Source organism: Faecalibacterium sp. DFI.5.82, from assembly GCF_029076575.1.
Lineage (GTDB): Bacteria > Bacillota > Clostridia > Oscillospirales > Ruminococcaceae > Faecalibacterium > Faecalibacterium duncaniae.
This window is the reverse complement of sequence record NZ_JARFIS010000001.1, coordinates 596,627-619,096: the sequence shown is the minus strand read 5'-3', so window position 1 is coordinate 619,096 and position 22,470 is coordinate 596,627. Positions and strand designations below refer to the sequence as shown.

The 22,470-nt window shown below is 56.3% G+C and carries 24 protein-coding genes, 1 tRNA gene and 1 other annotated feature; of the genes, 6 read left to right on the top strand and 19 right to left on the bottom strand.

From position 1 onward, the window contains the following. Nucleotides 1-591: 591 nt before the first annotated feature. Nucleotides 592-1,005, bottom strand: a complete 414-nt coding sequence (locus P0G09_RS03175) for an AraC family transcriptional regulator (protein ID WP_275251899.1) — start codon at nt 1,003-1,005, stop codon at nt 592-594. Nucleotides 1,006-1,088: 83 nt separating this feature from the next. Continuing rightward, nucleotides 1,089-1,649, bottom strand: coding sequence for a TetR/AcrR family transcriptional regulator (locus P0G09_RS03170; RefSeq protein ID WP_207683854.1), 561 nt, complete (start codon nt 1,647-1,649; stop codon nt 1,089-1,091). 156 nt (nt 1,650-1,805) lie between these two features. On the opposite strand from P0G09_RS03170, the gene P0G09_RS03165 reads away from it, so the two are divergent. Next, nucleotides 1,806-1,881: transfer RNA gene (locus tag P0G09_RS03165), tRNA-Thr, on the top strand. A gap of 76 nt (nt 1,882-1,957) precedes the next feature. On the opposite strand, the gene P0G09_RS03160 is transcribed toward P0G09_RS03165, so the two are convergent. The 5 genes from P0G09_RS03160 to queA all read right to left on the bottom strand — a co-directional run bounded on the left by P0G09_RS03160 (nt 1,958) and on the right by queA (nt 5,949). Next, nucleotides 1,958-2,740 (bottom strand): hypothetical protein, encoded by a 783-nt coding sequence (locus P0G09_RS03160; protein WP_275251898.1) that lies wholly within the window; start codon nt 2,738-2,740, stop codon nt 1,958-1,960. A 35-nt stretch (nt 2,741-2,775) separates the two neighbouring features. Then, a complete protein-coding gene (locus tag P0G09_RS03155; protein ID WP_005934226.1) occupies nt 2,776-3,162 on the bottom strand; it encodes a TIGR04086 family membrane protein in 387 nt (128 codons plus the stop codon). Between the two features lie 65 nt (nt 3,163-3,227). Beyond that, entirely contained in the window at nt 3,228-3,548 is a 321-nt protein-coding gene (gene yajC, locus P0G09_RS03150; protein WP_249258273.1) for a preprotein translocase subunit YajC, read from the bottom strand. Nucleotides 3,549-3,631: 83 nt separating this feature from the next. Further along, on the bottom strand, nt 3,632-4,777 hold the full coding sequence (gene tgt, locus P0G09_RS03145) for a tRNA guanosine(34) transglycosylase Tgt (RefSeq protein WP_275251897.1): 1,146 nt from the start codon (nt 4,775-4,777) through the stop codon (nt 3,632-3,634). Nucleotides 4,778-4,920: 143 nt separating this feature from the next. After that, nucleotides 4,921-5,949 carry a tRNA preQ1(34) S-adenosylmethionine ribosyltransferase-isomerase QueA gene (gene queA, locus P0G09_RS03140; RefSeq protein WP_099357184.1) on the bottom strand — a complete coding sequence of 343 codons (1,029 nt, stop codon included), beginning with the start codon at nt 5,947-5,949 and terminating at the stop codon, nt 4,921-4,923. A gap of 153 nt (nt 5,950-6,102) precedes the next feature. On the opposite strand from queA, the gene asd reads away from it, so the two are divergent. The 5 genes from asd (at nt 6,103) to P0G09_RS03115 (ending at nt 10,800) form a co-directional block, all read left to right on the top strand. After that, entirely contained in the window at nt 6,103-7,185 is a 1,083-nt protein-coding gene (gene asd / locus P0G09_RS03135; RefSeq protein WP_035394444.1) for an aspartate-semialdehyde dehydrogenase, read from the top strand. 41 nt (nt 7,186-7,226) lie between these two features. Continuing rightward, the gene (gene dapA / locus P0G09_RS03130; protein ID WP_005934211.1) at nt 7,227-8,120 is read left to right on the top strand and encodes a 4-hydroxy-tetrahydrodipicolinate synthase; all 894 of its coding nucleotides are present in this window, start codon (nt 7,227-7,229) and stop codon (nt 8,118-8,120) included. Between the two features lie 78 nt (nt 8,121-8,198). Then, nucleotides 8,199-8,957: a 4-hydroxy-tetrahydrodipicolinate reductase gene (gene dapB, locus P0G09_RS03125; RefSeq protein WP_275251896.1), complete on the top strand. Its 759-nt coding sequence runs from the start codon at nt 8,199-8,201 to the stop codon at nt 8,955-8,957. A gap of 46 nt (nt 8,958-9,003) precedes the next feature. Continuing rightward, the gene (locus P0G09_RS03120) at nt 9,004-10,296 is read left to right on the top strand and encodes a CapA family protein (RefSeq protein ID WP_275251895.1); all 1,293 of its coding nucleotides are present in this window, start codon (nt 9,004-9,006) and stop codon (nt 10,294-10,296) included. A gap of 36 nt (nt 10,297-10,332) precedes the next feature. Continuing rightward, complete coding sequence (locus P0G09_RS03115) at nt 10,333-10,800, top strand: ACT domain-containing protein (protein WP_097771119.1); 468 nt, start codon at nt 10,333-10,335, stop codon at nt 10,798-10,800. Nucleotides 10,801-10,897: 97 nt separating this feature from the next. On the opposite strand, the gene tyrS is transcribed toward P0G09_RS03115, so the two are convergent. From tyrS to nusB, 12 genes are all read right to left on the bottom strand, one after another. Continuing rightward, nucleotides 10,898-12,115, bottom strand: a complete 1,218-nt coding sequence (tyrS, locus tag P0G09_RS03110) for a tyrosine--tRNA ligase (protein WP_097771118.1) — start codon at nt 12,113-12,115, stop codon at nt 10,898-10,900. 66 nt (nt 12,116-12,181) lie between these two features. Then, nucleotides 12,182-12,434 (bottom strand) — a binding site (T-box leader). Between the two features lie 34 nt (nt 12,435-12,468). Next, nucleotides 12,469-14,145: a DNA repair protein RecN gene (gene recN / locus P0G09_RS03105; protein ID WP_005934201.1), complete on the bottom strand. Its 1,677-nt coding sequence runs from the start codon at nt 14,143-14,145 to the stop codon at nt 12,469-12,471. An 18-nt stretch (nt 14,146-14,163) separates the two neighbouring features. Beyond that, complete coding sequence (locus P0G09_RS03100) at nt 14,164-14,652, bottom strand: arginine repressor (RefSeq protein ID WP_098922368.1); 489 nt, start codon at nt 14,650-14,652, stop codon at nt 14,164-14,166. Between the two features lie 28 nt (nt 14,653-14,680). Continuing rightward, nucleotides 14,681-15,532: an NAD(+)/NADH kinase gene (locus P0G09_RS03095; RefSeq protein ID WP_275251894.1), complete on the bottom strand. Its 852-nt coding sequence runs from the start codon at nt 15,530-15,532 to the stop codon at nt 14,681-14,683. Nucleotides 15,533-15,566: 34 nt separating this feature from the next. Continuing rightward, on the bottom strand, nt 15,567-16,370 hold the full coding sequence (locus P0G09_RS03090) for a TlyA family RNA methyltransferase (protein ID WP_227612379.1): 804 nt from the start codon (nt 16,368-16,370) through the stop codon (nt 15,567-15,569). Next, nucleotides 16,367-18,244, bottom strand: a complete 1,878-nt coding sequence (gene dxs / locus P0G09_RS03085; RefSeq protein ID WP_275251893.1) for a 1-deoxy-D-xylulose-5-phosphate synthase — start codon at nt 18,242-18,244, stop codon at nt 16,367-16,369. Before dxs ends, P0G09_RS03090 begins: the two co-directional genes overlap by 4 nt. Nucleotides 18,245-18,280: 36 nt before the next feature. Next, nucleotides 18,281-18,751 carry a divergent PAP2 family protein gene (locus P0G09_RS03080; RefSeq protein WP_005934165.1) on the bottom strand — a complete coding sequence of 157 codons (471 nt, stop codon included), beginning with the start codon at nt 18,749-18,751 and terminating at the stop codon, nt 18,281-18,283. Between the two features lie 27 nt (nt 18,752-18,778). Then, nucleotides 18,779-19,660: a polyprenyl synthetase family protein gene (locus P0G09_RS03075; protein ID WP_275251892.1), complete on the bottom strand. Its 882-nt coding sequence runs from the start codon at nt 19,658-19,660 to the stop codon at nt 18,779-18,781. 12 nt (nt 19,661-19,672) lie between these two features. Further along, on the bottom strand, nt 19,673-19,888 hold the full coding sequence (xseB, locus tag P0G09_RS03070) for an exodeoxyribonuclease VII small subunit (protein WP_275251891.1): 216 nt from the start codon (nt 19,886-19,888) through the stop codon (nt 19,673-19,675). Then, a complete protein-coding gene (xseA, locus tag P0G09_RS03065) occupies nt 19,866-21,089 on the bottom strand; it encodes an exodeoxyribonuclease VII large subunit (protein WP_275251890.1) in 1,224 nt (407 codons plus the stop codon). Before xseA ends, xseB begins: the two co-directional genes overlap by 23 nt. Further along, nucleotides 21,077-22,018, bottom strand: coding sequence for a glycoprotease (locus P0G09_RS03060; RefSeq protein ID WP_275251889.1), 942 nt, complete (start codon nt 22,016-22,018; stop codon nt 21,077-21,079). Before P0G09_RS03060 ends, xseA begins: the two co-directional genes overlap by 13 nt. Beyond that, a complete protein-coding gene (gene nusB / locus P0G09_RS03055; protein WP_005933702.1) occupies nt 22,015-22,458 on the bottom strand; it encodes a transcription antitermination factor NusB in 444 nt (147 codons plus the stop codon). Before nusB ends, P0G09_RS03060 begins: the two co-directional genes overlap by 4 nt. Nucleotides 22,459-22,470: the final 12 nt, after the last annotated feature.

Here is a 22,470-nt window from a genome sequence, read left to right as displayed (position 1 = left end):
CAATCATCGAACAAACTGATATATTAAACCCTAGAGATCGGCTCCTTTGATTCTTAAGGGCCGTGGCAGACTTTTAAGATCAGACTGAGAACGCCTAATTTGCTTTCCTTCAGAAACACTCACCTTTGCCGAGTGTTCAAAACCGTGAGCTGATCTGCCACTGAGGCTTACACTGACTCGAACCTGTCCCCCGTGGGCAGGTTTGAGTTGTTTTCAGACCAATCAAAGGAGTTCAAACCCATGTCCAAGACGAAGACTGAGACCCCCTGTCCTGCGCAATTCCGCTGATATCCCCTGGGAGGAGACCCGCCTCCGCCACAAGGTAGATAAGCGGATCTATGTCCTCTTACTGTTTTTCTGGGCTGGTGCGGTGCACACCGCTTTCTGGAGCACCGCTGGAAACTGGGCATCTTCTACCTGCTTGTCGGCTGGACCGGTCTCGGCCTTGCATTTTCTCTGGTTGACCTCCTGATCGCACTCCCTATTCCGAAGGACGAAAACGGAATGATCGAGATCTGATCTCCGTTTCTTGACACGCAAAATCCCCTCAGAGCTCTGACAGTGCTGTCAGAAATCTCTGAGGGGATTTTTCTATGCATCTGGGGCCGTGGGTTCCTCCGCCGCTTTCCGGTGGGCCCGAGCATATTCCCGGGGGCTCTGCCCGTATGCGCTGCGGAACGCCCTATAGAAGTTTGCATAATCCTTGAAGCCGCACAGCAGATAAGCCTCGTTCGGCACGGTTCCCCGTCCCAGCAGTTCACACACTGCGTGGAGCCGCTGCTGCATCAGGTAACGATAAACGCTCGTACCAGTCTTTTGACTGAACTCGTGCATCAGGTGATATTTGCTGACGAAGAACTGCTCCGCCAATTGGTCTATGGTCAGCGAGTCCGCGTAATGCTGGTTGATGTATTCCGTCACATTTTCGGTCAGGCTTCGGTTTTCAATTTCCTGCTTCCGAAGCTCTGCATCCTGGTTGTAGAGGTTCACCAGAAACAGTGACATCACACTGAGCTGATTGATGGCATGTCCGTACGTCTCCGGCGCTTTCTGTTTTCCGCAAGTCCGCCATCCCGTTTCACCCCTCCTCAGTGAAGATAGAATGAAGCCATACATTTGGCCAGATCCTCTGGTCGTTCTGCAAAGTTTCCATAGCGCCAGCTGTTGAAAAAACCCATATATGCCCCGATGAACGAGTTGCGGAAGTATCGATTTTCGCCCGGCAATGAAACGGGCCATGGCACAAACTGTCTTGCATCCCCGACTTCGATGTTGGAGATCAGAACAAGAATGATCTTCTCACTCAACGCATCGCTGAAAAAACTGGTCAGATGGCAATCCATCAGGACACAAAGGTTCTTTCGCTCCGCATACGTCCAGCGGAACAGCGCAGTCAGGTTTTTTTCCAGGGTACTGTACGCCGGCAGCTGCCCCGCAAGCAGGGTCATCTGCCGGTCGAGATAGTAATCCAGCACGTCGTCCTTGGATTCAAAGCTGCGGTAAAAGGTAGTTCGGTCGAGGTCCGCCATGTGACACAGCTCTGTGACGGAGATCTTTTCCAGCGGCTTTTTCATTAAAAGCTGAAACAGTGCCGTGCAAAATGCATCCTGATTTTTCTGCGCAACGGGGTTGATATGGTTCGTGTACATTGTGCGCTGTGTTCAGCTCCTTCCTCAAAATGATTGACTTTATTGTACCATATTCTCTAAAAAAAGCAATTTGATTTCACTGAAAGCGTTTTTTCAAAAAGAAATCTTGACAGTTATTTTCTTTTATGCTAAACTATCTATCGTTGCGAAACATTTGCTACTGTGGCTCAGTTGGTAGAGCAGTTCACTCGTAATGAACAGGCCGCCGGTTCAAGTCCGGCCAGTAGCTCCAAAATGAAAACTCCCGAGAATCAGCTTATGAGGCTGGTTTTCGGGAGTTTTTTTGTCCAGACATTTCTCTTTTCAGCTCATATAAGTTTCGCCTGCCCTGCCAGATACAGCATCCCCACTGCCGCACCGCAAAGTGGCAGGAGCAGAAACAGCATCCGGGCAAACTGACCCAAAAGCGCGCCTGTGCTGGGGGCCTGTCCTCCACGCCCGAATGCGGCTGAACAGAGCCTTCCGCTTACCTGCAGTGCGGATGCGCCGAACGTGCACAGCGTTCCGGCCGCAAGGGATGCAGGGATACCGCAGACGCAGAGCAGCACAAATGCTGTCCGTGGGTTCAAATCCACAAGCAGCCTGGACGAAAGCAATCCGGAGCCTGTCCCATACAGCATCGCAAAAAGGAAGATGGGCAGCGGCCCCAGGGCGGAAAGCCCCAGGAACAGCACTGCCGTCAGCGCACCTGCCACAGTGAGAAATTCCGTTCGGAACAGGCGCACTGCCCCGGCGGCATCCTGCACAGAAAACAGGCTCTGCCAGCAGTTCAGGTAATAGGAAAGCGTTTCAGCATCGCCTGCCACACAACGCGCTGCCGCCACACCCGCCAGAAAGGTCCCCAGAAGGTACGCCGCCGCCAGAAGGATAGTTTCCCTGCCCAGCTTGCTTCGGCGCATAGCGGCTCTCTCCGGTGTGTTTCCGTACCTCTCAGAGAACGCCGCCGGGATGGATCGCCTTTCTTCCTGCGCTGTCTCAGGAAGAACTCCACCGTTCTTTTGTTTTAGCTGCTCTTCCTGTGCTGTCGGCATGATCGCTTCGGGCAGTGCCTTTGCCGCTGCGGTTTCCGGTGTTTCCTGATAGACCCACATGCTTCCCTGTCCTCCTGTTTTTCTGCTGTAAATTCTCAATGCCGGTGCCGTTCTGTACGCAGGATGCTGAACACCCCGCCCAGACAGCCAAAAACGAATACCAGTGCAAAGCGGGTCAGCTGCATTTCCGTTGGTTCAATGCCCTCCGAAAGACCGAACCCCAGCAGAAGCAGAACAAACAGTCCGCCCTGTACAGCACCGCAGATAAGGCCTCTGCTGTGATAGAAAAACGCCATGAGCCAGCCGCTGCAAAAGCTCCCGGCACAGACAATGGCACTGACCATGGGCCAGGCAGTGCTCTGCGCAAGGCTCTGGTTTGCCATCAGGTAGGCCAGCCCGGCCATGCAGGCGGCGGTGAATATCCCACCAATGCCGAATGCGGCCAGTGCTTCCAGGATGGGTAACTTCTTCTGTTCCAACATAAAAACCCGCCTCCCTGCACTACTGTATGCAGAGGGGCGGGTAAAAAAGACCTTGCTTTTAGAGATTACTTCTTTGCGTTGGCAGGAGCATTGTCCATGTTCAGCTTCTCAACAGAGCTGATCGCATTCTTGGTGAAGCGGATCTTCACACGGTCAGAACCGGTTTCCAGAACAAAGGTGTCATCCTTGATGGCGACCACACGGCCAACAATACCGCCGATGGTCACGACCTGATCACCGATCTCCAGAGCTGCACGCATGGCAGCATCCTTCTTCTCCTGCTTCTTCTGGGGACGATAGATCATAAAGTAGAGCAGGACCAGCATCAGAGCCAGGGTGAAGAACAGGCTGAGATAGCTTTCAGTGGTAGTAGTCAGAAATTGCATGGGACAAAGTCTCCTCTCAAAATTCAGATAAACTCATTATAACCGCTTCTGCTCCCTCTTGCAAGGGAAAAGCATGAAAAAGCTCAAATTCTTGTATCCAGCAGCTTGACGTAACGGTCATGGAAGGCGGTAAAGGTGCCTGCGTCCAACTCATCGCGGATACGCTCCATCAGGTGGTTGTAGAACCACAGGTTGTGCATAACGGCCAGACGCATGCCCAGCAGTTCCTCTGCCTTGAACAGGTGGCGGATATAGGCACGGGAGTAGTTCCGGCAGGCCGGGCAGCCACAGGTGGGGTCAATGGGGCGCTCGTCCCGCTCGTACTTTGCGTTCTTGATGTTAATAATGCCGCCCCAGGTATTCAGGTGGCCATGGCGGGCATTGCGGCTGGGCATGACGCAGTCAAACAGATCCACGCCGCGGGAAACAGCCTCGATCATATTGCCGGGGGTGCCGACACCCATCAGATAGCGGATCCTATCCTTGGGCATATAAGGCTCCACCTCACTGATCATCTCGTACATCACCTCAGCAGGCTCACCCACGGCCAGGCCGCCGATGGCGTAGCCGTCCAGCTCCAGCTCCGCGATCTGCTTCATGTGCTCTACACGCAGGTCAGCAAAGGTGCAGCCCTGATTGATGCCGAACAGCAGCTGGTCAGGGTTGGTGGCCTTGCCCTCCTGCTTCAGACGGGCCATCTCAGCCTTGCAGCGCTTGAGCCAGCGGGTGGTGCGCTCACAGCTGGCTTTTGAGTACGCGTGCTGGGCAGGATTCTCCACACACTCATCAAAGGCCATTGCAATGGTGGAGCCCAGGTTTGCCTGGATCTGCATACTCTCCTCAGGGCCCATAAAGATGCGGTGGCCGTCCAGATGGGAAGCAAAGGTCACGCCTTCTTCCGTGATCTTACGCAGCTTGGACAGGCTGAACACCTGGAATCCGCCGCTGTCGGTCAGGATGGGCCCGTTCCAGCGGGTAAATTTGTGCAGACCGCCCATATCGGCTACCAGCTGATCACCGGGACGCAGATGCAGGTGGTAGGTGTTGCAGAGCATCACCTGGGTGCCGATCTGCTGCAGATCCTGCGCGGACAGGCCGCCCTTGATGGCACCGGCGGTGGCAACATTCTGGAAAGCCGGGGTCTGCACCGTGCCGTGCACGGTCTTGAACTCACCCCGCCGGGCGTTGTGCTCCTGCTTGAGCAGCTTAAAAGTGGTCAAAGAAGGCATAAGTTTTTTCCTTTCTGTGTACGGAAAACAGCCGTACAGCCTTGTGCCGCCGGGCAGGCGGCAGGTTCAGAAGTGGTGGATACCAAGCTGCCGAAACGGATCCGGCAGTGTTTTGGGCTTTTGGGAGAGCGGGTGCTGAGGGATCACAGGATCAGCATCGCATCGCCGAAGGAAAAGAAGCGGTACTTTTCCTCTACGGCAACTTTATAGGCAGCCATGGTCTTTTCGTAGCCGTAGAGGGCAGAGACCAGCATGATGAGGGTGCTTTCCGGCAGGTGGAAGTTGGTGATCAGGCCATCGATGCAGTTGAACTTGACACCCGGGTAGAGGAAGATAGAGGTGTTGCCGCTGCAGGCCTTGATCTCGCCATATTTTGCGGCGGCGGCTTCCAGCGTGCGGCAGCTGGTGGTGCCAACGGCGATCACGCGGTGCCCGGCGGCCTTGGTTTCCCGGATGCGCTGAGCAGTCTCCTCGCTGATGGAATACCACTCACTGTGCATCTTGTGATCCGAGATCTCGTCCTCCTGCACGGGGCGGAAGGTTCCCAGACCCACATGCAGGGTAACCTCGGCAATGCCGACACCCTTGGAACGGATGGTATCCATCAGCTCCGGGGTAAAGTGCAGGCCTGCCGTGGGTGCAGCAGCGCTGCCCAGCTCCTTGGCATAGACCGTCTGATACTGGCTCTGATCTTCCAACTGCTTGGTGATGTAGGGCGGCAGCGGCATCTTGCCAAATTCATCCAGCTTTTCATAAAGGGTCTCGGTGTCATAATAGAATGTAACAAACTTGTTGCCATCCTCCAGCGTTTCGTCCACCACAGCGGTCAGGGTGCCGTCACCAAAACTGACCTTGGTGCCGGGCTGCATCCGCTTGCCGGGCTTTGCCAGGCACTCCCACTGATCTCCCTTGACCTGCCGCAGAAGCAGCAGCTCACACACAGCACCGGTGGGCTGTTTGACACCCACGATGCGGGCGGGCAGCACCTTGGAGTTATTGACCACCAGCAGGTCACCCGGCTCAAGATACTCCGGCAGATCGCGGAAGATCCGGTGCTGGATGCTGTCGTCCTTCTGGCTCAGAACCATGAGCCGGGCCGAGTCTCTGGGATCTGCAGGCTCCTGTGCAATGAGTTCTTTGGGTAAATCATACCAAAAATCTTTTTTTAACATACTTTGCATTTGCCTTTCCGATGATTGACACGAGTGCCGTATCAATGTTATCATAAAATCTGTATAAACAGTATCTATTATATTGCAAGGTCGGCTGGTTTGCAAGCCGTGTTCGATGTAAATTTGCTTTTATTGAAAGGAAAGGTGCTGGAAATGGAAAAACAGTATAAAGTTGGTATCGTTGGTGCAACGGGCATGGTGGGGCAGCGTTTTGTGACCCTGCTTGAGAATCATCCCTGGTTCAAGCTGACCACGCTGGCCGCGTCCGGCCGCAGCGCAGGCAAGACCTATGAGGATGCCGTTGGCAGCCGCTGGGCAATGACCACCCCGATGCCCGAGAGCGTCAAGAAGATGGTCGTGCTGGATGCCGCCAAGGTGGAAGAGGTCGCTTCTCAGGTCGATTTCATCTTCTGCGCAGTCAATATGCCCAAGGCCGAGATCAAGGCACTGGAAGAGGCTTACGCAAAGGCCGAGTGCCCTGTGGTCTCCAACAACAGCGCAAACCGCTTTACCCCAGATGTTCCCATGGTCGTGCCTGAGATCAACGCAGACCACATTGAGATCATCCCTGCCCAGCGCAAGCGTCTGGGTACCAAGCGCGGCTTCATCGCGGTCAAGTCCAACTGCAGCCTGCAGAGCTATGTGCCTGCCCTGCATCCCCTGATGAAGGAGTTTGGTGTCAACAAGGCTCTGGTCTGCACCTATCAGGCCATTTCCGGTGCAGGCAAGACCTTTGACCGGATGCCCGAGATCGTAGATAACGTCATCCCCTACATCGGCGGTGAGGAAGAGAAGAGCGAGCGCGAGCCGCTGAAGCTGTGGGGCCACATCGAGGGCGATCAGATCGTCAACGCCGAGAAGCCCACGATCACTGCGCAGTGCTTCCGTGTTCCCGTTTCTGACGGCCACACCGCCGCCGTGTTTGTAAGCTTTGACAAAAAGCCCACCCAGGAGCAGATGCTCGAGGCCTGGGCTAACTTCCGCGGCCCTGCACAGGAGCTGAACCTGCCCAGCGCACCCAAGCAGTTCCTGCACTACTTCACTGAGCCTGATCGTCCTCAGCCCAAGCTGGATCGCAACACAGAGAACGGCATGGCTGTCTGCATCGGCCGCCTGCGCGAGGACACCCTGTTTGACTACAAGTTCGCCTGCATGAGTCACAACACCCTGCGCGGCGCTGCCGGCGGTGCCGTGCTGCTGGCTGAGCTGCTGGCAGCAAAGGGCTATTTTGACTGAACAACACGTTCCTGACGGAGCGTACAAAGGAGTTTTATACTATGAAGAATCCTGTCTTTACCGGCGCGGCGGTGGCGATCATCACCCCCATGTACGAAGATGGCAGCATCAACTTTGATGAGCTGGGCCGCATCATTGAAGATCAGATTGCACGGGGCACCGATGCTATTGTGATCTGCGGCACTACCGGCGAATGCTCTACCATGACCGATGAGGAGCAGCTGGCCGCCATCAAGTTTACGGTCGAGACGGTCAACCACCGGGTGCCTGTTATTGCGGGTGCTGGTTCCAATGATACCGATCACGGCTGTGCACTGGCAGCAAAGTCTGCTGCCTGCGGTGCCGATGCCCTGCTGCTGGTGACCCCCTATTACAACAAGACCACGCAGGCAGGTCTGGTGGCTCACTTTACCGCTATGGCCGAGGCGGGCGGCATCCCTGTTATCCTGTATAATGTGCCTTCCCGTACCGGTCTGAACATCACCCCCGAGACAGCGCTGGAGCTGAGCCGGAATCCGCTTATCAACGGCATCAAGGAGGCCTCGGGCAACATCTCTCAGGTGGCCAAGATCGCTCAGCTGTGCGGTGACGAGCTGAACATCTACTCTGGCAACGATGATCAGGTTGTTCCCCTGCTGTCTCTGGGCGGCAAGGGTGTCATCAGTGTGGTCTCCAATGTCAAACCTGAGCTGGTGCACAACTGCTGCAAGGCATGGTTTGAGGGCGACACCAAAACTGCCTGCAAGCTGCAGCTGGAGATCCTGCCCTTGGCGGATGCACTCTTCTGCGAAGTAAATCCCATCCCTGTCAAGTACGCCATGAATGTGCTGGGCTGGGAGGCCGGTCCCTGCCGTCTGCCGCTGGTCGAGCCCAGTGATGCCCACAAGGAGAAGATCGAGCAGGCACTGGAGGCCGAAGGTCTGATTCAGGAATAAACGAAACAACGCACAATGCCTGGTGGGATTGGTTCCTCCCGGGCATTTGCCGTTACAACAGAAAACGAGGAAACAAAAATGACAGATATTATCATTCAGGGCATTGGCGGCCGGATGGGCCACGTCCTCTGCGAGATGATTGCAAACCGGAGTGACTGCCGCGTGGTCGCCGGGATCGACCAGCAGGACGGTGAGCAGAACGGCATCCCCGTATACGACAGTCTGGATAAGCTGGACGGCAAGGGCGATGTCATCATTGATTTCAGCGCTCCTGCTGCTGTGGAAAAGGCACTGACCTATTGCGAAGCACACAAGATGCCCATCGTGGTCTGCACCACTGGCCTTTCCGAAGAGCTGCAGCTGAAGGTGGTGCAGCTGTCCCGCATTGTGCCCGTGTTCAAGAGCGCCAACATGTCCATCGGCATCAACCTGCTGTCGGAGCTGTGCAAGCGTGCATCGGCCATTCTGGGTGCAGACTATGATGTGGAGATCGTGGAGCAGCACCACCACAACAAGCTGGATGCCCCCAGCGGCACTGCCCTGATGCTGGCCGATGCCATCAATGAAGAGAATAACGGCGCATATCATTATGTTTACGACCGTTCCTGTGTGCGCCAGAAGCGCGACCCGAAGGAAATCGGCATCAGCTCCGTGCGCGGAGGCAGCATCGTGGGCGACCACGAGGTGCTGTTCTGCGGTCCGGACGAGGTCATCACCCTCAAGCATACTGCATATTCCCGCAGTGTTTTTGCAAATGGCGCAATAAATGCTGCTGTCTATCTTGCAAAAAAGGAGCCTGGCCTGTACAATATGGGTAACATGATCGCAGAGCTGTAAGGTCTCTGCGTCTTCCACCATTTTGAGCGGCAGGAGGGCTGACGGAATGGAACAGGCAAGACACGCGGCATCCACGAAACGACATTCGCGGCACGAACTGCAGAACCGGCGAAAACGAAAACCCGTTTTTCTGAGGATGATGGGAGTGCTGCTGGTGGCTGGTGCGGCATTGGCCTGCTTTGGCCTCTGGCGCTTCCAGACTCCTGGCATCGTGCTTGGCCCCTTTGAGGACGAGCCTTCGACCGCTGAAAGCGTTCCCCCGCCCGAACCGGAACCGCAGCCTGTTACAACCACACTGCGTTTTTCGGCCACCGGGGACAATCTGATCCATGCTCCCATCTACAAACAGGCAGCCCGCCGGGCAGCGGAAGGCCAGCGATATAATTTTGACTACTGCTACGAGCACCTGCTGGATTTTTATGCCGCGCAGGATGTAAACTGGATCAACCAGGAAACACTCTGCAGCAAGGAACTGGAGCCTTCCACCTATCCCTGCTTTTCTACCCCCGGTGAATGCGCAGAGGCTCTTTACCGGGCAGGCATCCGGGTGTTCAGTCTTTCCAACAATCACACCTACGATAAAGGTGCCAAAGGTATCGCAGCAACGCTGCGGTTTTGGGACGAGATGCCGGAAGATGTGGTCACGACCGGCCTGTGGTACGGAGAGAGCGATTATGGTACTATCCCCTTGCAGACGGTAAACGGTGTGACGATTGCCTACCTCTCCTACACCGACCACACCAATGGCATCCCGCAGAGCAGTGCAATGACGGCCAATGTCATCTACACCAGCCAGCGGGATGTGATGGAACAGCAGGTGCGCAGGGCGCGTGAGCTGGCCGATTTCGTGGTGGTGGGAGTTCACTGGGGCGTGGAGGATAGTCACAAGATCACCCAGACCCAGCGGGACCTCGCCCAGCAGCTTTCCGACTGGGGTGCGGATGTTATTCTGGGCACGCACCCTCATGTGGTGCAGGATGCCGAGTGGAAAACCTCTGTGGATGGCCGCCAGACCTTTGTGGCCTATTCTCTGGGAAATTTCCTCAGCACCCAGAGCAAACCGGATCAGCTCATCGGTGCCATCCTGACACTGGAGCTGAACAAGACGACGGACCCGGATGGCAGCGTTCACTGCGCTGTCGCTTTCCCGCAATTACATCCCACCGTGACCCACTATGATGCCGGTAAATCCAACGTCCGCACCTACCTCTTCCAGGAATATACGCCGGAGCTGGCGCAGGCGCACGGTGTCCGGGCCGCTTACCCCAGCTTTGGGATAGAGTACATCCAGAACGTATTACAGACCAACATCAACAGCGCGTTTTTGGCGCTCGCCTGAATTTGTAGCCCTTTGGGGCAGATTGGAGTGTTCATTATGTATGGTGTTTCCAAAATCAACATTGAGCCCAGCCTGATGATGATCAGTGTGCAGGATGTGGAGTTCAAGGGCAACAGCCTGGCCCGCTACCTGCAGATCTTTGCCGATACCGGCGTTGTGGTGGATATGATCAGTCAGAGCGCCCCTCACGGTACCAACATTGATTTCAGCTTTACCGCATCTGCCAGCGATCTGACGCTGGTGATGAAGGCCATCTCTGCCGCCAATCTCGACAAGGATGCCAAGGCTTCCCCGCTGATCAGCGTTGGTTACTCCAAGCTGAACCTCTTCGGTGAGGACATGGTCACCAGCTGCGGTGTAGCTGCCCGGGCCCTGAACGCATTGGCCATGGCTGACATCGAGGTTCTGCTCATCACCACCAGCGATCTGGATATTTCTCTGCTGGTGCGCAGTGAGAACGAGGACTCCGCTTACGATGTGCTGAAGAAGGCCTTTGAGCTGTAAGTGCCCTTCTCTATAAACATTACACAAACGTAAAAAGCCCGGCGGCATCCGATTTTTGGATGCCGCCGGGCTTTTATCATACGCTGGTTCTAAAAGATTACAGGGTCACTTTGTGGTAAATCTTCTTGCCCTTCTTGATGACGATACCGTTCTTCAGCTGATCAGCGGTAAAGCTGACAGTGGGAGCAGCTACCTTTTCACCATCCACCAGGACACCGCCCTGCACAACCAGGCGGCGGGCCTCGCCGTTGGAAGCGGCCAGACCGGCCTTGACCATGAGGGTCAGGATGCCGATGGAGCCATCGGTCAGATCCGCTTCGGTCAGCTGAGTGGAGGGCATGTGCTCAGTGTCAGCAGCACCGCTGAACAGGGCACGGGCAGCGTTCTGGGCCTTCTCAGCCTCTTCCTCGCCGTGCACCATCTTGGTCAGCTCGTAGGCCAGGATTTCCTTGGCCTCATTCAGACGCTGATCCTTCCAGGTGCTCATCTCATCGATCTGCTCCAGCGGAAGGAAGGTCAGCATCCGGATGCACTTCATCACATCAGCATCGCCGACATTGCGCCAGTACTGGTAGAACTCAAAGGGACTGGTCTTGTTGGGGTCGAGCCAGACCGCATTGCCTGCAGTCTTGCCCATCTTCTTGCCCTGAGAATCAGTCAGCAGAGTAATGGTCATCGCGTAGGCATCCTTGCCCAGCTTGCGGCGGATCAGCTCAGTGCCGCCCAGCATGTTGCTCCACTGGTCATCGCCGCCGAACTGCATGTTGCAGCCGTAGTGCTGGAACATGTAGTAGAAGTCGTAGCTCTGCATGATCATGTAGTTGAACTCGAGGAAGGACAGGCCCTTCTCCATGCGCTGCTCATAGCACTTGGCACGGAGCATGTTGTTGACGGAGAAGCAGGCACCCACATCACGCAGCAGCTCAACATAATTCAGGTTCAGCAGCCAGTCGGCATTGTTCAGCATCAGAGCCTTGCCCTCAGAGAAATCGATGAACTTCTCCATCTGCTTCTTGAAGCAGGCTGCATTGTGAGCAATGTCCTCCTTGGTCAGCATCTTGCGCATATCGGTACGGCCAGAGGGGTCACCGATCATGGTGGTGCCGCCGCCGATCAGGGCAATGGGCTTATTGCCAGCCATCTGCAAGCGCTTCATCAGGGTCAAGGCCATAAAGTGGCCCGCAGTCAGGCTGTCCGCAGTGCAGTCAAAGCCAATGTAGAAAGTGGCCTTGCCGTTGTTGATGAGGTCAATGATCTCATTGTCGGTGATCTGGGCCACCAGACCGCGTGCCTGCAGTTCTTCGTAAAGGGTCATAGGATTATCCTCCTGTTTTGTCGGGCAGAGGACAAAAGAAAACGCCCCCTGCCAAAAATGAATTTGGCAGAGGGCGAGAAAATCGCGGTACCACCTCTGTTTGCCGCCCCCTCACAGGAACGGCCTCACGAGTGCGCCCCACAGAGATGGGATACACTCCTGCGTTTGTAACGCTCGCACGCGGCACAGCCTACTAGCCAAAGCATTCAGCCTGCAACTCCGGGAGGTATTTCCCCTGCTGTTCTGCACACCCCTTGCACCAACCGGGGTCTCTCTGGGCAGACACTGACAAGGTACTTGTTCCCTTCAACGTCTTTCAACAAAAATTAGTTTAGCACAAAGCAGCAGGGTTGTCAATCACCGGTTTCATGCTCGGCCAGCCCCAGCATCTCTCGAGCATTGGCACGGGAAAGCTCCGTGACATGGTCACCGGAAATGATATGCGCCAGCGCGTCCACTCTGCCTTCGGTATCCAGCGGGTGGATCTCGGTATAGGTTCGCTCATTCGTGATATTCTTCTGGATGAGCAGATGGCAGTCGGCCAGTGCAGCGATCTGCGCTGTGTGGGTGATGCAGAGGATCTGGTGATCTTTTGCGCTCTGTTTGAGCACCTCACCGATGCGGCTGGCCGCCTTGCCGGACACGCCGCTGTCGATCTCATCGTAGATAACCGTAGGCACTGCGTCCTTATCGGCCATAGCGTTCTTGATTGCCAGCGTGATACGGCTCAGTTCACCGCCGGAAGCAATTTTTGCCAGCGGCTTGGGATCCTCACCGGGGTTTGTGGAAATATAAAACTCCACGCTGTCCTGGCCATGGCTGGCCAGCGGGCCGCGGGTATGGCGCAGGGTCATGCGGACACCGGGCATATTCAAAAAATCCAGTGTGCCGGAGATGCGCCTGTTCAATTCCTCAAAGGCCTTCAGGCGGGTCTGGGTCAGTACCTCGGCCTTATCCCTGGCCAGTACATAGAGCCGATGCTTTTCAGCCTGCAGGTGCTCTGTCCGCTCCTGTGAGAATTGGATGCGGTCCAGCTCTTCCCTTGCCTGCTGTCCAAATGCGATGATATCTTCCACAGTATCACCGTATTTCCGCTTGAGCTTGTAGATCAGATCCATCCGCTGTTCGATTTCATCCAGCTCTGCATCATTCGTCTCGTAGCCCTCCAGCCGCCCGATCAGGTCAGCAGAAAGGTCTTTTGCGGTGTAATAAAGATCCAGCAACTGTCCGGCGGCAGCAGAAAGGCCGCTGTCCAGTTGGGCGGCTCCATCGATCGCATTGGATGCTTCCCCCAGCAGATCAACGGCACCCGGGGCATCATCTCCGCCCGAAAGCAGCGCATAGCTCTGGGAGATGCGCTCCCGGATGGTGGAGGCATTCGCCAGCACCTTACGGCGGGCCATCAGCGTCTCCTCTTCGCCTGCGGTCAGGCTGGCATCCTCGATCTCCTGTACCTGATAACTCAGCAGATCGATCTTTCGCTGTTTTTCACCCTCATCGGTGATGATGGCATCCAGCTCCTTTTTGACTTTGATAAGCTCCCGGTAAACAGCATAATACTCCTGATACACCGCCCCGTTCTGGGCGTAGGCATCCAGGATACCCTCATGGCGGGCCGGGTTCAACAGGCCTACGGAATCGTGCTGGCCGTTGATGTTGATGAGCCCACCGCACAGTTCCCGCAGAATGGCTGCTGTGGCAGGCATTCCGTTGATGCGGCAGGTGCTCTTGCCCTCGGCAGTGATCTCACGGCTCAGGGTCAGCGCTTCTGAACGCTCATACCCCGCCTTTTCCAGGCTGTCCAGCACTGCAGGCGGAACATCATCAAATGCCGCCCGGATGACTGCTTTTGCAGCCCCCGTGCGCACCAGATCCTTGGAGGTGCGGTTGCCCAGAATGGCATTGATGGAGTCGATCAGGATAGATTTGCCCGCACCGGTCTCGCCGGTAAGGACATTCAGGCCCTTTTCAAAATGCACGTTGGCCTTCTGGATGACTGCAACATTTTCAATTTGCAGACTGCTCAACATGTTCGTTCTCTCCCGCCTTTATTTCTGCCCGATGTAATGCCCAAGCTCGGTGCAAATGGTCTTTGCGTCCCGCTCTGAGCGGGCCACGATTAGAAAGGTATCATCACCGGAAAGGGTGCCAACCACATTTTTCCACTTGAGTGCGTCAAACACCTCACAGGCTGCATTGGCCATGCCGGAATAGCATTTGACAAGCACCACATGGCCCGCAAAGTCCACCCCCAGGACAGATTCATGGAAGATGGTCTCAAACCGGGCCTGCATCTTGGGGTTCAGTGCCTCGCTGTGGCTGGAAACATAGCGGTAGCCGGTGGTGGTGGCAGCTTTGACAAGGTTCATCTCCCGGATATCGCGGGAGATGGTTGCCTGTGTGGCATCAAAACCCTCCTTGCTCAGGTACTCCAACAGGGTCTCCTGCCGGCTGATGGGATTCTCCTGGATCAGACGCAGGATGGCCTGCTGCCGCTTCTGCTTGCTCTTGTTATCCCCTCGGCTGGTGCGTCCCATGTGATCTTCTCCCTTCGTTGTGTTTGTGTCATCGTCTGCCGCGCAGTTTCTGGTCAATGGCCTGGAACTGGTCGGCCTTGCTGAAGGTGATGAGCTGCACGACCTGGTCAGACAGCCGCACCTCCGCGGTGGCTCCGGCTTTTACGGAATAGCCCGCATCCCCATCACAGCTGATAAAAACTTCTTCATCTGCCACCTGGCCCACACAGAGGTTGATCTTGCGCTCCTGCGCAAAAACCATGGCCGGGCTGGCAAGGCTGTGGGGGCAGATGGGCGTGACAACGATGCCTTTGGTCTGAGAATCAAGGATCGGCCCGCCTGCCGCCAGAGAATAAGCGGTGGAGCCGGTGGGCGTTGCCACAATGACACCATCGCCCCGGTAATGCTCCACCAGGATATCATCACAATAGATGCTGAAATCCACCGCCTGCTGCAGGCGGCCCTTGGTCATAACCACATCATTCAGGGCATGGCCCTCCCAGCTGTCATCCCCCAGCACACGGACATAGAGCAGCATCCGGTTATCCAGAAAATATTCACCCCGGGCTACGGCGGAGAGCTTGGCTTCCATTTCATCGACCTCACAGGTAGCCAGAAAGCCGCACCGGCCCAGATTGATGCCGAGAATGGGCTTTCGGTATACCAGTGAGAGATTCGCCTCGTGCAGGATGGTGCCATCTCCTCCGATGGTCAGGATGACATCCGTCCGCTCCAGGCATTCCTTCTGGGACAGATACTCTACGCCCATGGTCATGCACTCGGCCTGCAGGCCATCATGCATCAGCACCTGTGCCCCATGGGTCAGCAGGATCTGCGCCGCCCGCTGGGAAATGCCGTAGGCCATAGCCTTGCCGGGGTTTGGGGAAATGTAGACGGTCATCGTCCGCGCCCTCCCTGATTTTATGGATTATGGTTCAGCGGTCCAGCGTAGAATGGCTGGATGCCACCACCTGTTCAGCAACCGAATCATCCAGTGCACCGGGTTCATCGCTCTTCTGAACGAACATCAGATATTCAATGTTTCCCTCAGGGCCCTTGACGGGGCTGAAATCCAGTCCGCAGACCTTGAAGCCGTTGGCAGCAGCATAGCCCATGGCATTGTGCAGCACCTCACGGTGGGTGGCAGGGTCACGGACAACGCCGTTCTTGCCCACTTTTTCGCGGCCAGCCTCAAACTGAGGCTTGACCAGGCAGACACCCATAGCGTCCGGAGTGGTGATGGCCTGCGCCACCGGGAAAATATGATGCAGCGAGATAAAAGAGACATCTACGCTGAAAAACTCGATTGGCTCTGCCAGCTGGTCAAGGGTCACGTTGCGGATGTTTGTGCGCTCCATATTGACCACCCGCTCATCGGTGCGCAAACTCCATGCCAGCTGACCGTAGCCCACATCCACTGCGTAGACTTTGACTGCACCATTTTGCAGCATACAGTCGGTAAAGCCGCCGGTGGATGCGCCAATATCCATGCAGACTTTCCCCTTGGGGGTCAGCGGAAAACACTTCATTGCCTTTTCCAGCTTCAGGCCGCCGCGGCTGACATAACCGATATCATGGCCGCGCACCTCCACCTTGGCATCCTCCTTGATCATCTCACCGGCTTTGTCTACCTTCTGTTCATTGACAAAGACCACGCCGGACATGATCAGCGCCTTAGCGCGCTCACGGCTCTGGATCAGGCCATGCTGAACCAGATATTGATCCAAACGAATCTTCAAGATTCTGCTCCTTTCCATGTACGGATGGCCTGTGCCAGATGTTCTGCATCCAGGCCGGTGCTCTGCTTGATCTGCGGAACCGTCGCATGGGGCAGACGCACATCCTCCACACCACGGTGGATATAAGCACCCTGCCAGCCTGCTTTCTGCAGAGCCATTTCCAGATGCTCACCGATGCCGCCGCAGGCTACGCATTCCTCCGCGAACAAAACAACGTCATATCTTGAAATTTCAGAAATAAACTCAGGTGTAAAGGGATATATCTTTACAAGCTTATAAACATCACAGGGAACGTTTTCTTTGCCCAGAAGCTTCGCCGCAGTCAGCACATCCTCGACTTCGTCGGCGTAACTGACCATTACAGCCTTGGCATCAGGGGCGGTATAGAGCCGATCATATTCTCTGCCGGAACAGCCAAACTGCGCCAGTGCTGCGCTCTCACCACCGCGGGGATACCGGATTGCCCGGGGGCCCTGCATCTCATCACTGAGCAGGATGGGCAGCCAGTGCCGCAGTTCGGCATAGTTGGAGGGCGAATAGACCGGGATCCCCACCTGACTGAGGAAGGCCGGGTCAAAGATTCCCTGATGGGTCTCGCCGTCTGCCGGAACAAAACCGGCACGGTCGATGGCAAGGACAACGTTCTCCTTCAGCAGGTTCACATCATGGATGATCTGGTCATAGGAACGCTGCAGGAAGGTAGAGTAGATACAAACTACCGGAAGCATTCCCTGGCTGGCAAGGCCCGCTGCAAAGGTCACAGCATGCTGCTCTGCCATGCCCACATCAAAGAAACGCTTGGGGTGGGTGTGTGCAAAGAACTGCAGGCCCGTACCATACTTCATTGCGGCCGTGATGGCGCAGATTTTCTGGTTTTCCGCCCCCTCCTTGTTCAGAACATTGCCGAACACCGTCGAGAAAGACTCCTTGGGAGCCACCTCAGGGTCCGGGATGCTGTTGACCAGATCAAAGGTCGAAACACCGTGGAAGTTACCGGGGTTGCTCTCAGCCGGGGCATAGCCCTTGCCTTTCTTGGTCACGACATGCAGGAAATGGGGGCCGGGCTGCCTGTGGATATCGCGCAGGATCCCTTCAAGCTCCGGCTCATTGTTACCATCAAAAGGACCATAATAGTGGAAGCCCATATCCTCGAACATGGTCGAATGATACATTGCCCTGCGCACCATGGCCTTGCTGTTCTGGATCGCAGATTTCAGCGGTGGGCCGATGACAGGCACGCCATCCAGAAAGGAACGCACATTTTCTTTGGCATCGTAATAGCGGCTGGTGGTGCGCAGATGGCTCAGGTAGCGGGACAACGCGCCCACATTCTTGGAAATGGACATCTTGTTGTCATTCAGGATGACCAGCAGATTGTCCAGCCCGCCGATATTGTTCATCCCCTCGTAGACCATACCGCCGGTAAAGGCACCGTCACCAATGAGGGCAACCACCTGTCCCGGCTCGCCCCGCAGCTTTTTGGCCCAGGCAATGCCCACAGCCAGCGAGAGCGCGGTGTTGCCGTGACCGGCAATAAAAGCATCATGCTCACTTTCATTGGGGTTCGGGAAACCTGAAATGCCATCCAGCTGCCGCAGCTTGGCAAAACCCTCGCGGCGGCCGGTCAGCAACTTGTGGGTATAGCACTGATGGCCCACATCAAACACGATCTCATCCGTGGGGGTGGTCAGCACCCGGTGCAGAGCCACCGTCAGCTCCACAGCACCCAGATTGGATGCCAGATGGCCGCCGGTCTTTGATACGTTATCCAGAAGAAATTCACGGATTTCTGCGCAAAGCTGCACGGTCTGCTGACTGGACAGCTTTTTCAGATCGCTGGGCTGAGAGATTTTCTCCAGCAAAGGCGAATTCATAAATTCACGTCCTTCTCACGTTTTGAAATGGGGCGCTCAGAGGCCCATAGGATAGAGGAAGCCGACCAGTATACCCAGTGCAAAACCGGCCATAACCTGCAGCGGAGTGTGACCAACCATCTCTTTCAGGTGCATATTCTGCAGGAAGGGATTGTTTTTCTCGGTCACTTCGATCCACTGCTCCAGCATCTTGTTCAGCACCTTGGCCTGCTCGCCGGTCTCGCGGCGCACACCCATAGCATCGTGCATGGTGATGATGGCAACAACTGCGGCCACCGCAAAGATAGCCGAATGGATGCCCTCGCTGCGTGCCGTAGCAATGACCATGGCCGTTACCGTGGCGCTGTGGGCACTGGGCATACCGCCATCGCCCCACATCCGCTCCAGCTGGAACCTGCCCAGCAGGACAAAGTTGATGATGGTCTTGAGCACCTGCGCCACAAACCAGGACAACAGGGATACTGTAAGAATCTCATTGAACGTCAGGACGCTATGGATAAATTGCATGGTAGTTCCACCTTCTTATTTTTCGGATCAGCTGCGGCGCACCAGCAGCTCTTTTGCCAGCTGCTCCAGGAAAGCGGCCTTTTCGCCAAATTCCGCGTGCAGGGAGGCGCAGGTCTCGTTGTTCAGTTTTTTTGCCAGCTCCATGGCACCCTCGGCCCCATACAAGGTCACAAAGGTGGTCTTGCCGTTCTCACTGTCGCTGCCAATGGGTTTGCCCAGCTGTTCGGCGGTGCTGGTCACATCCAGCACATCATCCACGATCTGGAACACCAGACCAATGCCGAAGGCATAGTCCTCCAGCTCCTTGCACTGGGTCTCATTGGCCTGAGCAGCGGCAGCACCCATCTGAACAGCAGCATTGATGAGCGCACCGGTCTTGTTCCGGTGGATCAGCCGCAGCTGCTCCTCGGTGGCAGCCAGTGCCTCATATTTCAGGTCAAGCTCCTGCCCGTAAACCATGCCATGGCTGCCCGCACCAGCGCCCAAGGCCCTTGCGGCCTGCACACTGACAATGGGCGAAGCCGGTGCATTTGCGACCACGTTGAACGCCTCGGTCAACAGTACATCGCCGGCCAGCATAGCAGTGGATTCACCAAAGGCCTTGTGGCAGCTGGGCTTGCCCCGGCGCAGGTCATCGTTGTCCATGCAGGGCAGGTCATCATGGATCAAAGAATAGCAGTGCAGCATCTCGACCGCCGCCGCAAACTGCTCGGCTGCTTCAGCGCTGCCGTTGAGCATCTCGCACACGGCCAGAACCAGCACTGCGCGGATGCGTTTGCCGCCGCCCAGCAGGCTGTAACGGGCAGCCCGGCAGACCTCAGATTCCTCGGGTAAAAAAGTCTCGCAGGCCTTTTCCAGTGCCTGATTTGCCCTGGCAAGATACTCTTGATACTGCTTCGCGTAATCCATGAAACTTCCTCCTTAATGTGCGGCATCCGGCCGGGGAGCCCGCTGCGCGTCGATCTCATCCAGCTGCAGCGTGGCCTTTTCCAGCGTACCGTTACAATAATCCATCAGGGATGCGGCTTCGGCATAGAGTTTGACCGATTCCGCCAGCGTTGTTTCCGGCTGCTGCATCTGTTCAAGGATGGATTCCAGCCGGGTCATTCCATCCTCAAAGCTTTTGGGTGCTCTCATCCAGTTCCTCCACTGTATTGACCGTGCAGGTCACGCGGTGTTCCGTGCCCCGGAGTTTACAGGTCTGCCCGGGCCGGAGCGCATCCGGCGTGCAGATCCTTCCTCTATTGTCCTGCACCATGGCATAGCCGCGGGCCAGCACACCGTAGGGGTTCAGGGATGCGGCAAGTGCTGCCGTATGCTTCAGACGCAGCTCTCCGGCCTGCAGCTTACCTCTGGCGGCAGTTTGCAGCCGCCCGGCCAGAGTATCCAGGTGGGCAGCACGCTCCTCCAGCGCTGCCTGTACACCGGCACGGGAAAGCAGCTGTTCGGTCTGTTCCAATCTATTATAGCATAAACTCAGCTTAAATTGGATACAATTGTGAATATTTTCTTCCAAAGTGCATAATTTTCGTCCTTGTTCGGCACGGTCGGGCACAGCAAGCTCTGCCGCCGCTGAGGGCGTGGGCGCGCGCTGATCTGCCACAAAATCCAGGATCGTAAAATCGATCTCGTGACCAATGGCGCTGATGAGGGGCATTTTGCAGCGGTAGGCCGCCCGGGCAATGACCTCGGCGTTGAATACCCACAGGTCCTCCCGGCTTCCGCCGCCGCGCGCTACAATGATCTCGTCCACCCGCCCGCTTTTGTCCAGCCGGGTAATGGCATCGGCGATCTCCTCTGCCGCTTCAAAGCCCTGCACATTCACAGGAGCCAGCAGCAGACGCACCGCAGGCCAGCGCCGCCCGATGACATTGCGGATATCCTGCAGTGCAGCACCAGTCTTGCTGGTAACAAGGCCGATACACTGCGGGAACCGGGGCAGCGGCTTTTTATGCTCCGGTGCAAAAAGTCCTTCTTTGTCCAGTTTTGCCTTTAGCTGTTCAAAGGCCAGCTGTGTCGAACCGATGCCGTCCGGAAACATGTCGTTGACATAGACCTGAAACGCACCGTCCCGCTCGTAGAGGGTCACACGGCAGCGCACCACCACCTTCATACCCTCTTCGGGCTGGAAACCCAGCCGCCGCGCATCGGAGCGGAACATCACAGCCCTGACGCTGGCGGCTTCGTCCCGCAGGGAAAAGTAGCAGTGCCCGCTCCGGGCGTTCTGCACAAAGTTGGCAATCTCGCCCCGCAGGGCCAGATCGAACAGAACATCATTCACGTCCAGCAGATTCTTGACGTACCGGTTCAGGGCCGAGACTGAGATCACTTCAGCCATAATCCAGCCCCCTGTGCGGCAAGAATGGACACACCGATGGCGTTGTCGCTGGAATACTGCCCGGGCACGAAATACACCTGTGGCAGGCGCTGCTGCACCCAGGCGCGGATGATATCACTGCTCATCACACCGCCCGCACAGACCACCGGCAGGCCGGGGTATTCCTTCTGGGCGGCTTTTGTCATTTTGACCACGGTGTCCGCTACACAGAGCAGGCAGTATTTGCAGACATACGCCGGGGTTTTGCCCTCATTCAGCAGGGCATTGCACTGATTTTCCAGCCCCGAAAGACTGCACTGCATCCCCTTCACGCTGGATCTGGGCTTAATGGGTTCCTCACACAAGGCAGCCAGACGGGAAACTTCCACACCTGCCGGGAAGCCAAACCCCAGCTTGACCCCCACACGATCCACTGCCTGCCCGGCGTATAGGTCGGTGCTGGTGCCCAGTGTGGTGATCTCCTTTACCTCATTGCAGAGAAGAAGATCCGTTGTACCGCCTGAGATGTGGAAGAGCAGCACTTTCTGGCGGAAGAGCTCTTCCCCTTTTGCTGCAAACAGCGCTGCCGCCGCGTGTCCCTGCTGATGGGTGGTATGGATGAGCGGGATGCCCCGGGCCTGCGCAAAGGCTGTGGCCGCGCTGACACCCGCCAGGAAGCAGGGCATATAGCTTCCCTCCACGGGGCGCGGCTTCTGGGAAACGCCCACTGCCGAGATCCGGGTCAGATCAAACTCCCGGCCAAGCTCCTCCAACATCTCGGGCAGAGCCGCGGTATGGTGGAAGAGCGCATCACTCTGCCGCAGGCCCAGTTGGCCCTCCTTGACCGGCAGAAAACGTTTCTTTGCGCAAACAACCTCTCCGGCTGTGTGAAAAACCGCCAGAGAGGTTGCATAGTTGCTTGTGTCGATGCCCAGCGTATAGTGGCTCACTGTTCTTCCGACTCCACCGGCTCCGTATCCAGACCCTGCTCACGGGCAACAGCACCCAGCAGACCATTCACGAACTGATAGTCCTCATCTGCGCCGTATTTCTTGGTCAGCTCCACAGCCTCATTGATGACAACACCGGGCTTACGCTCGTCGCCATACAGCATCTCAGCCAGAGCCAGACGCAGGACAGTCAGGCTGACACGGGGCAGGCGCTCCATGGTCCAGTTGCGCAGATGGTCACGAATGAGGTCATCCACCTCTGCAGAGTGGCTGTAATAGGCACTCAGCAGGCGCTGGCCGAACACATCCACAGGGCGCTCTTCCCCACACTCGTTGTTTGTATCCAGTGCTTCCTGCAGGGGCACATCACCAAAGGTCTGGGAAAAAGCCAGCAGGAACGCATTCTCACGGGCTTCACGACGGGGCAAAATATTTTCCATAATCTTCCTCTT

What these genes read in the sequence shown, in the direction of transcription:
- P0G09_RS03175 (WP_275251899.1), bottom strand. Translation starts at nt 1,005, where the DNA reads ATGTCACTGTTTCTGGTGAACCTCTACAACCAGGATGCAGAGCTTCGG.
- P0G09_RS03170 (WP_207683854.1), bottom strand. Translation starts at nt 1,649, where the DNA reads ATGTACACGAACCATATCAACCCCGTTGCGCAGAAAAATCAGGATGCA.
- P0G09_RS03160 (WP_275251898.1), bottom strand. Translation starts at nt 2,740, where the DNA reads ATGTGGGTCTATCAGGAAACACCGGAAACCGCAGCGGCAAAGGCACTG.
- P0G09_RS03155 (WP_005934226.1), bottom strand. Translation starts at nt 3,162, where the DNA reads ATGTTGGAACAGAAGAAGTTACCCATCCTGGAAGCACTGGCCGCATTC.
- yajC (WP_249258273.1), bottom strand. Translation starts at nt 3,548, where the DNA reads ATGCAATTTCTGACTACTACCACTGAAAGCTATCTCAGCCTGTTCTTC.
- tgt (WP_275251897.1), bottom strand. Translation starts at nt 4,777, where the DNA reads ATGCCTTCTTTGACCACTTTTAAGCTGCTCAAGCAGGAGCACAACGCC.
- queA (WP_099357184.1), bottom strand. Translation starts at nt 5,949, where the DNA reads ATGTTAAAAAAAGATTTTTGGTATGATTTACCCAAAGAACTCATTGCA.
- asd (WP_035394444.1), top strand. Translation starts at nt 6,103, where the DNA reads ATGGAAAAACAGTATAAAGTTGGTATCGTTGGTGCAACGGGCATGGTG.
- dapA (WP_005934211.1), top strand. Translation starts at nt 7,227, where the DNA reads ATGAAGAATCCTGTCTTTACCGGCGCGGCGGTGGCGATCATCACCCCC.
- dapB (WP_275251896.1), top strand. Translation starts at nt 8,199, where the DNA reads ATGACAGATATTATCATTCAGGGCATTGGCGGCCGGATGGGCCACGTC.
- P0G09_RS03120 (WP_275251895.1), top strand. Translation starts at nt 9,004, where the DNA reads ATGGAACAGGCAAGACACGCGGCATCCACGAAACGACATTCGCGGCAC.
- P0G09_RS03115 (WP_097771119.1), top strand. Translation starts at nt 10,333, where the DNA reads ATGTATGGTGTTTCCAAAATCAACATTGAGCCCAGCCTGATGATGATC.
- tyrS (WP_097771118.1), bottom strand. Translation starts at nt 12,115, where the DNA reads ATGACCCTTTACGAAGAACTGCAGGCACGCGGTCTGGTGGCCCAGATC.
- recN (WP_005934201.1), bottom strand. Translation starts at nt 14,145, where the DNA reads ATGTTGAGCAGTCTGCAAATTGAAAATGTTGCAGTCATCCAGAAGGCC.
- P0G09_RS03100 (WP_098922368.1), bottom strand. Translation starts at nt 14,652, where the DNA reads ATGGGACGCACCAGCCGAGGGGATAACAAGAGCAAGCAGAAGCGGCAG.
- P0G09_RS03095 (WP_275251894.1), bottom strand. Translation starts at nt 15,532, where the DNA reads ATGACCGTCTACATTTCCCCAAACCCCGGCAAGGCTATGGCCTACGGC.
- dxs (WP_275251893.1), bottom strand. Translation starts at nt 18,244, where the DNA reads ATGAATTCGCCTTTGCTGGAGAAAATCTCTCAGCCCAGCGATCTGAAA.
- P0G09_RS03080 (WP_005934165.1), bottom strand. Translation starts at nt 18,751, where the DNA reads ATGCAATTTATCCATAGCGTCCTGACGTTCAATGAGATTCTTACAGTA.
- P0G09_RS03075 (WP_275251892.1), bottom strand. Translation starts at nt 19,660, where the DNA reads ATGGATTACGCGAAGCAGTATCAAGAGTATCTTGCCAGGGCAAATCAG.
- xseB (WP_275251891.1), bottom strand. Translation starts at nt 19,888, where the DNA reads ATGAGAGCACCCAAAAGCTTTGAGGATGGAATGACCCGGCTGGAATCC.
- xseA (WP_275251890.1), bottom strand. Translation starts at nt 21,089, where the DNA reads ATGGCTGAAGTGATCTCAGTCTCGGCCCTGAACCGGTACGTCAAGAAT.
- nusB (WP_005933702.1), bottom strand. Translation starts at nt 22,458, where the DNA reads ATGGAAAATATTTTGCCCCGTCGTGAAGCCCGTGAGAATGCGTTCCTG.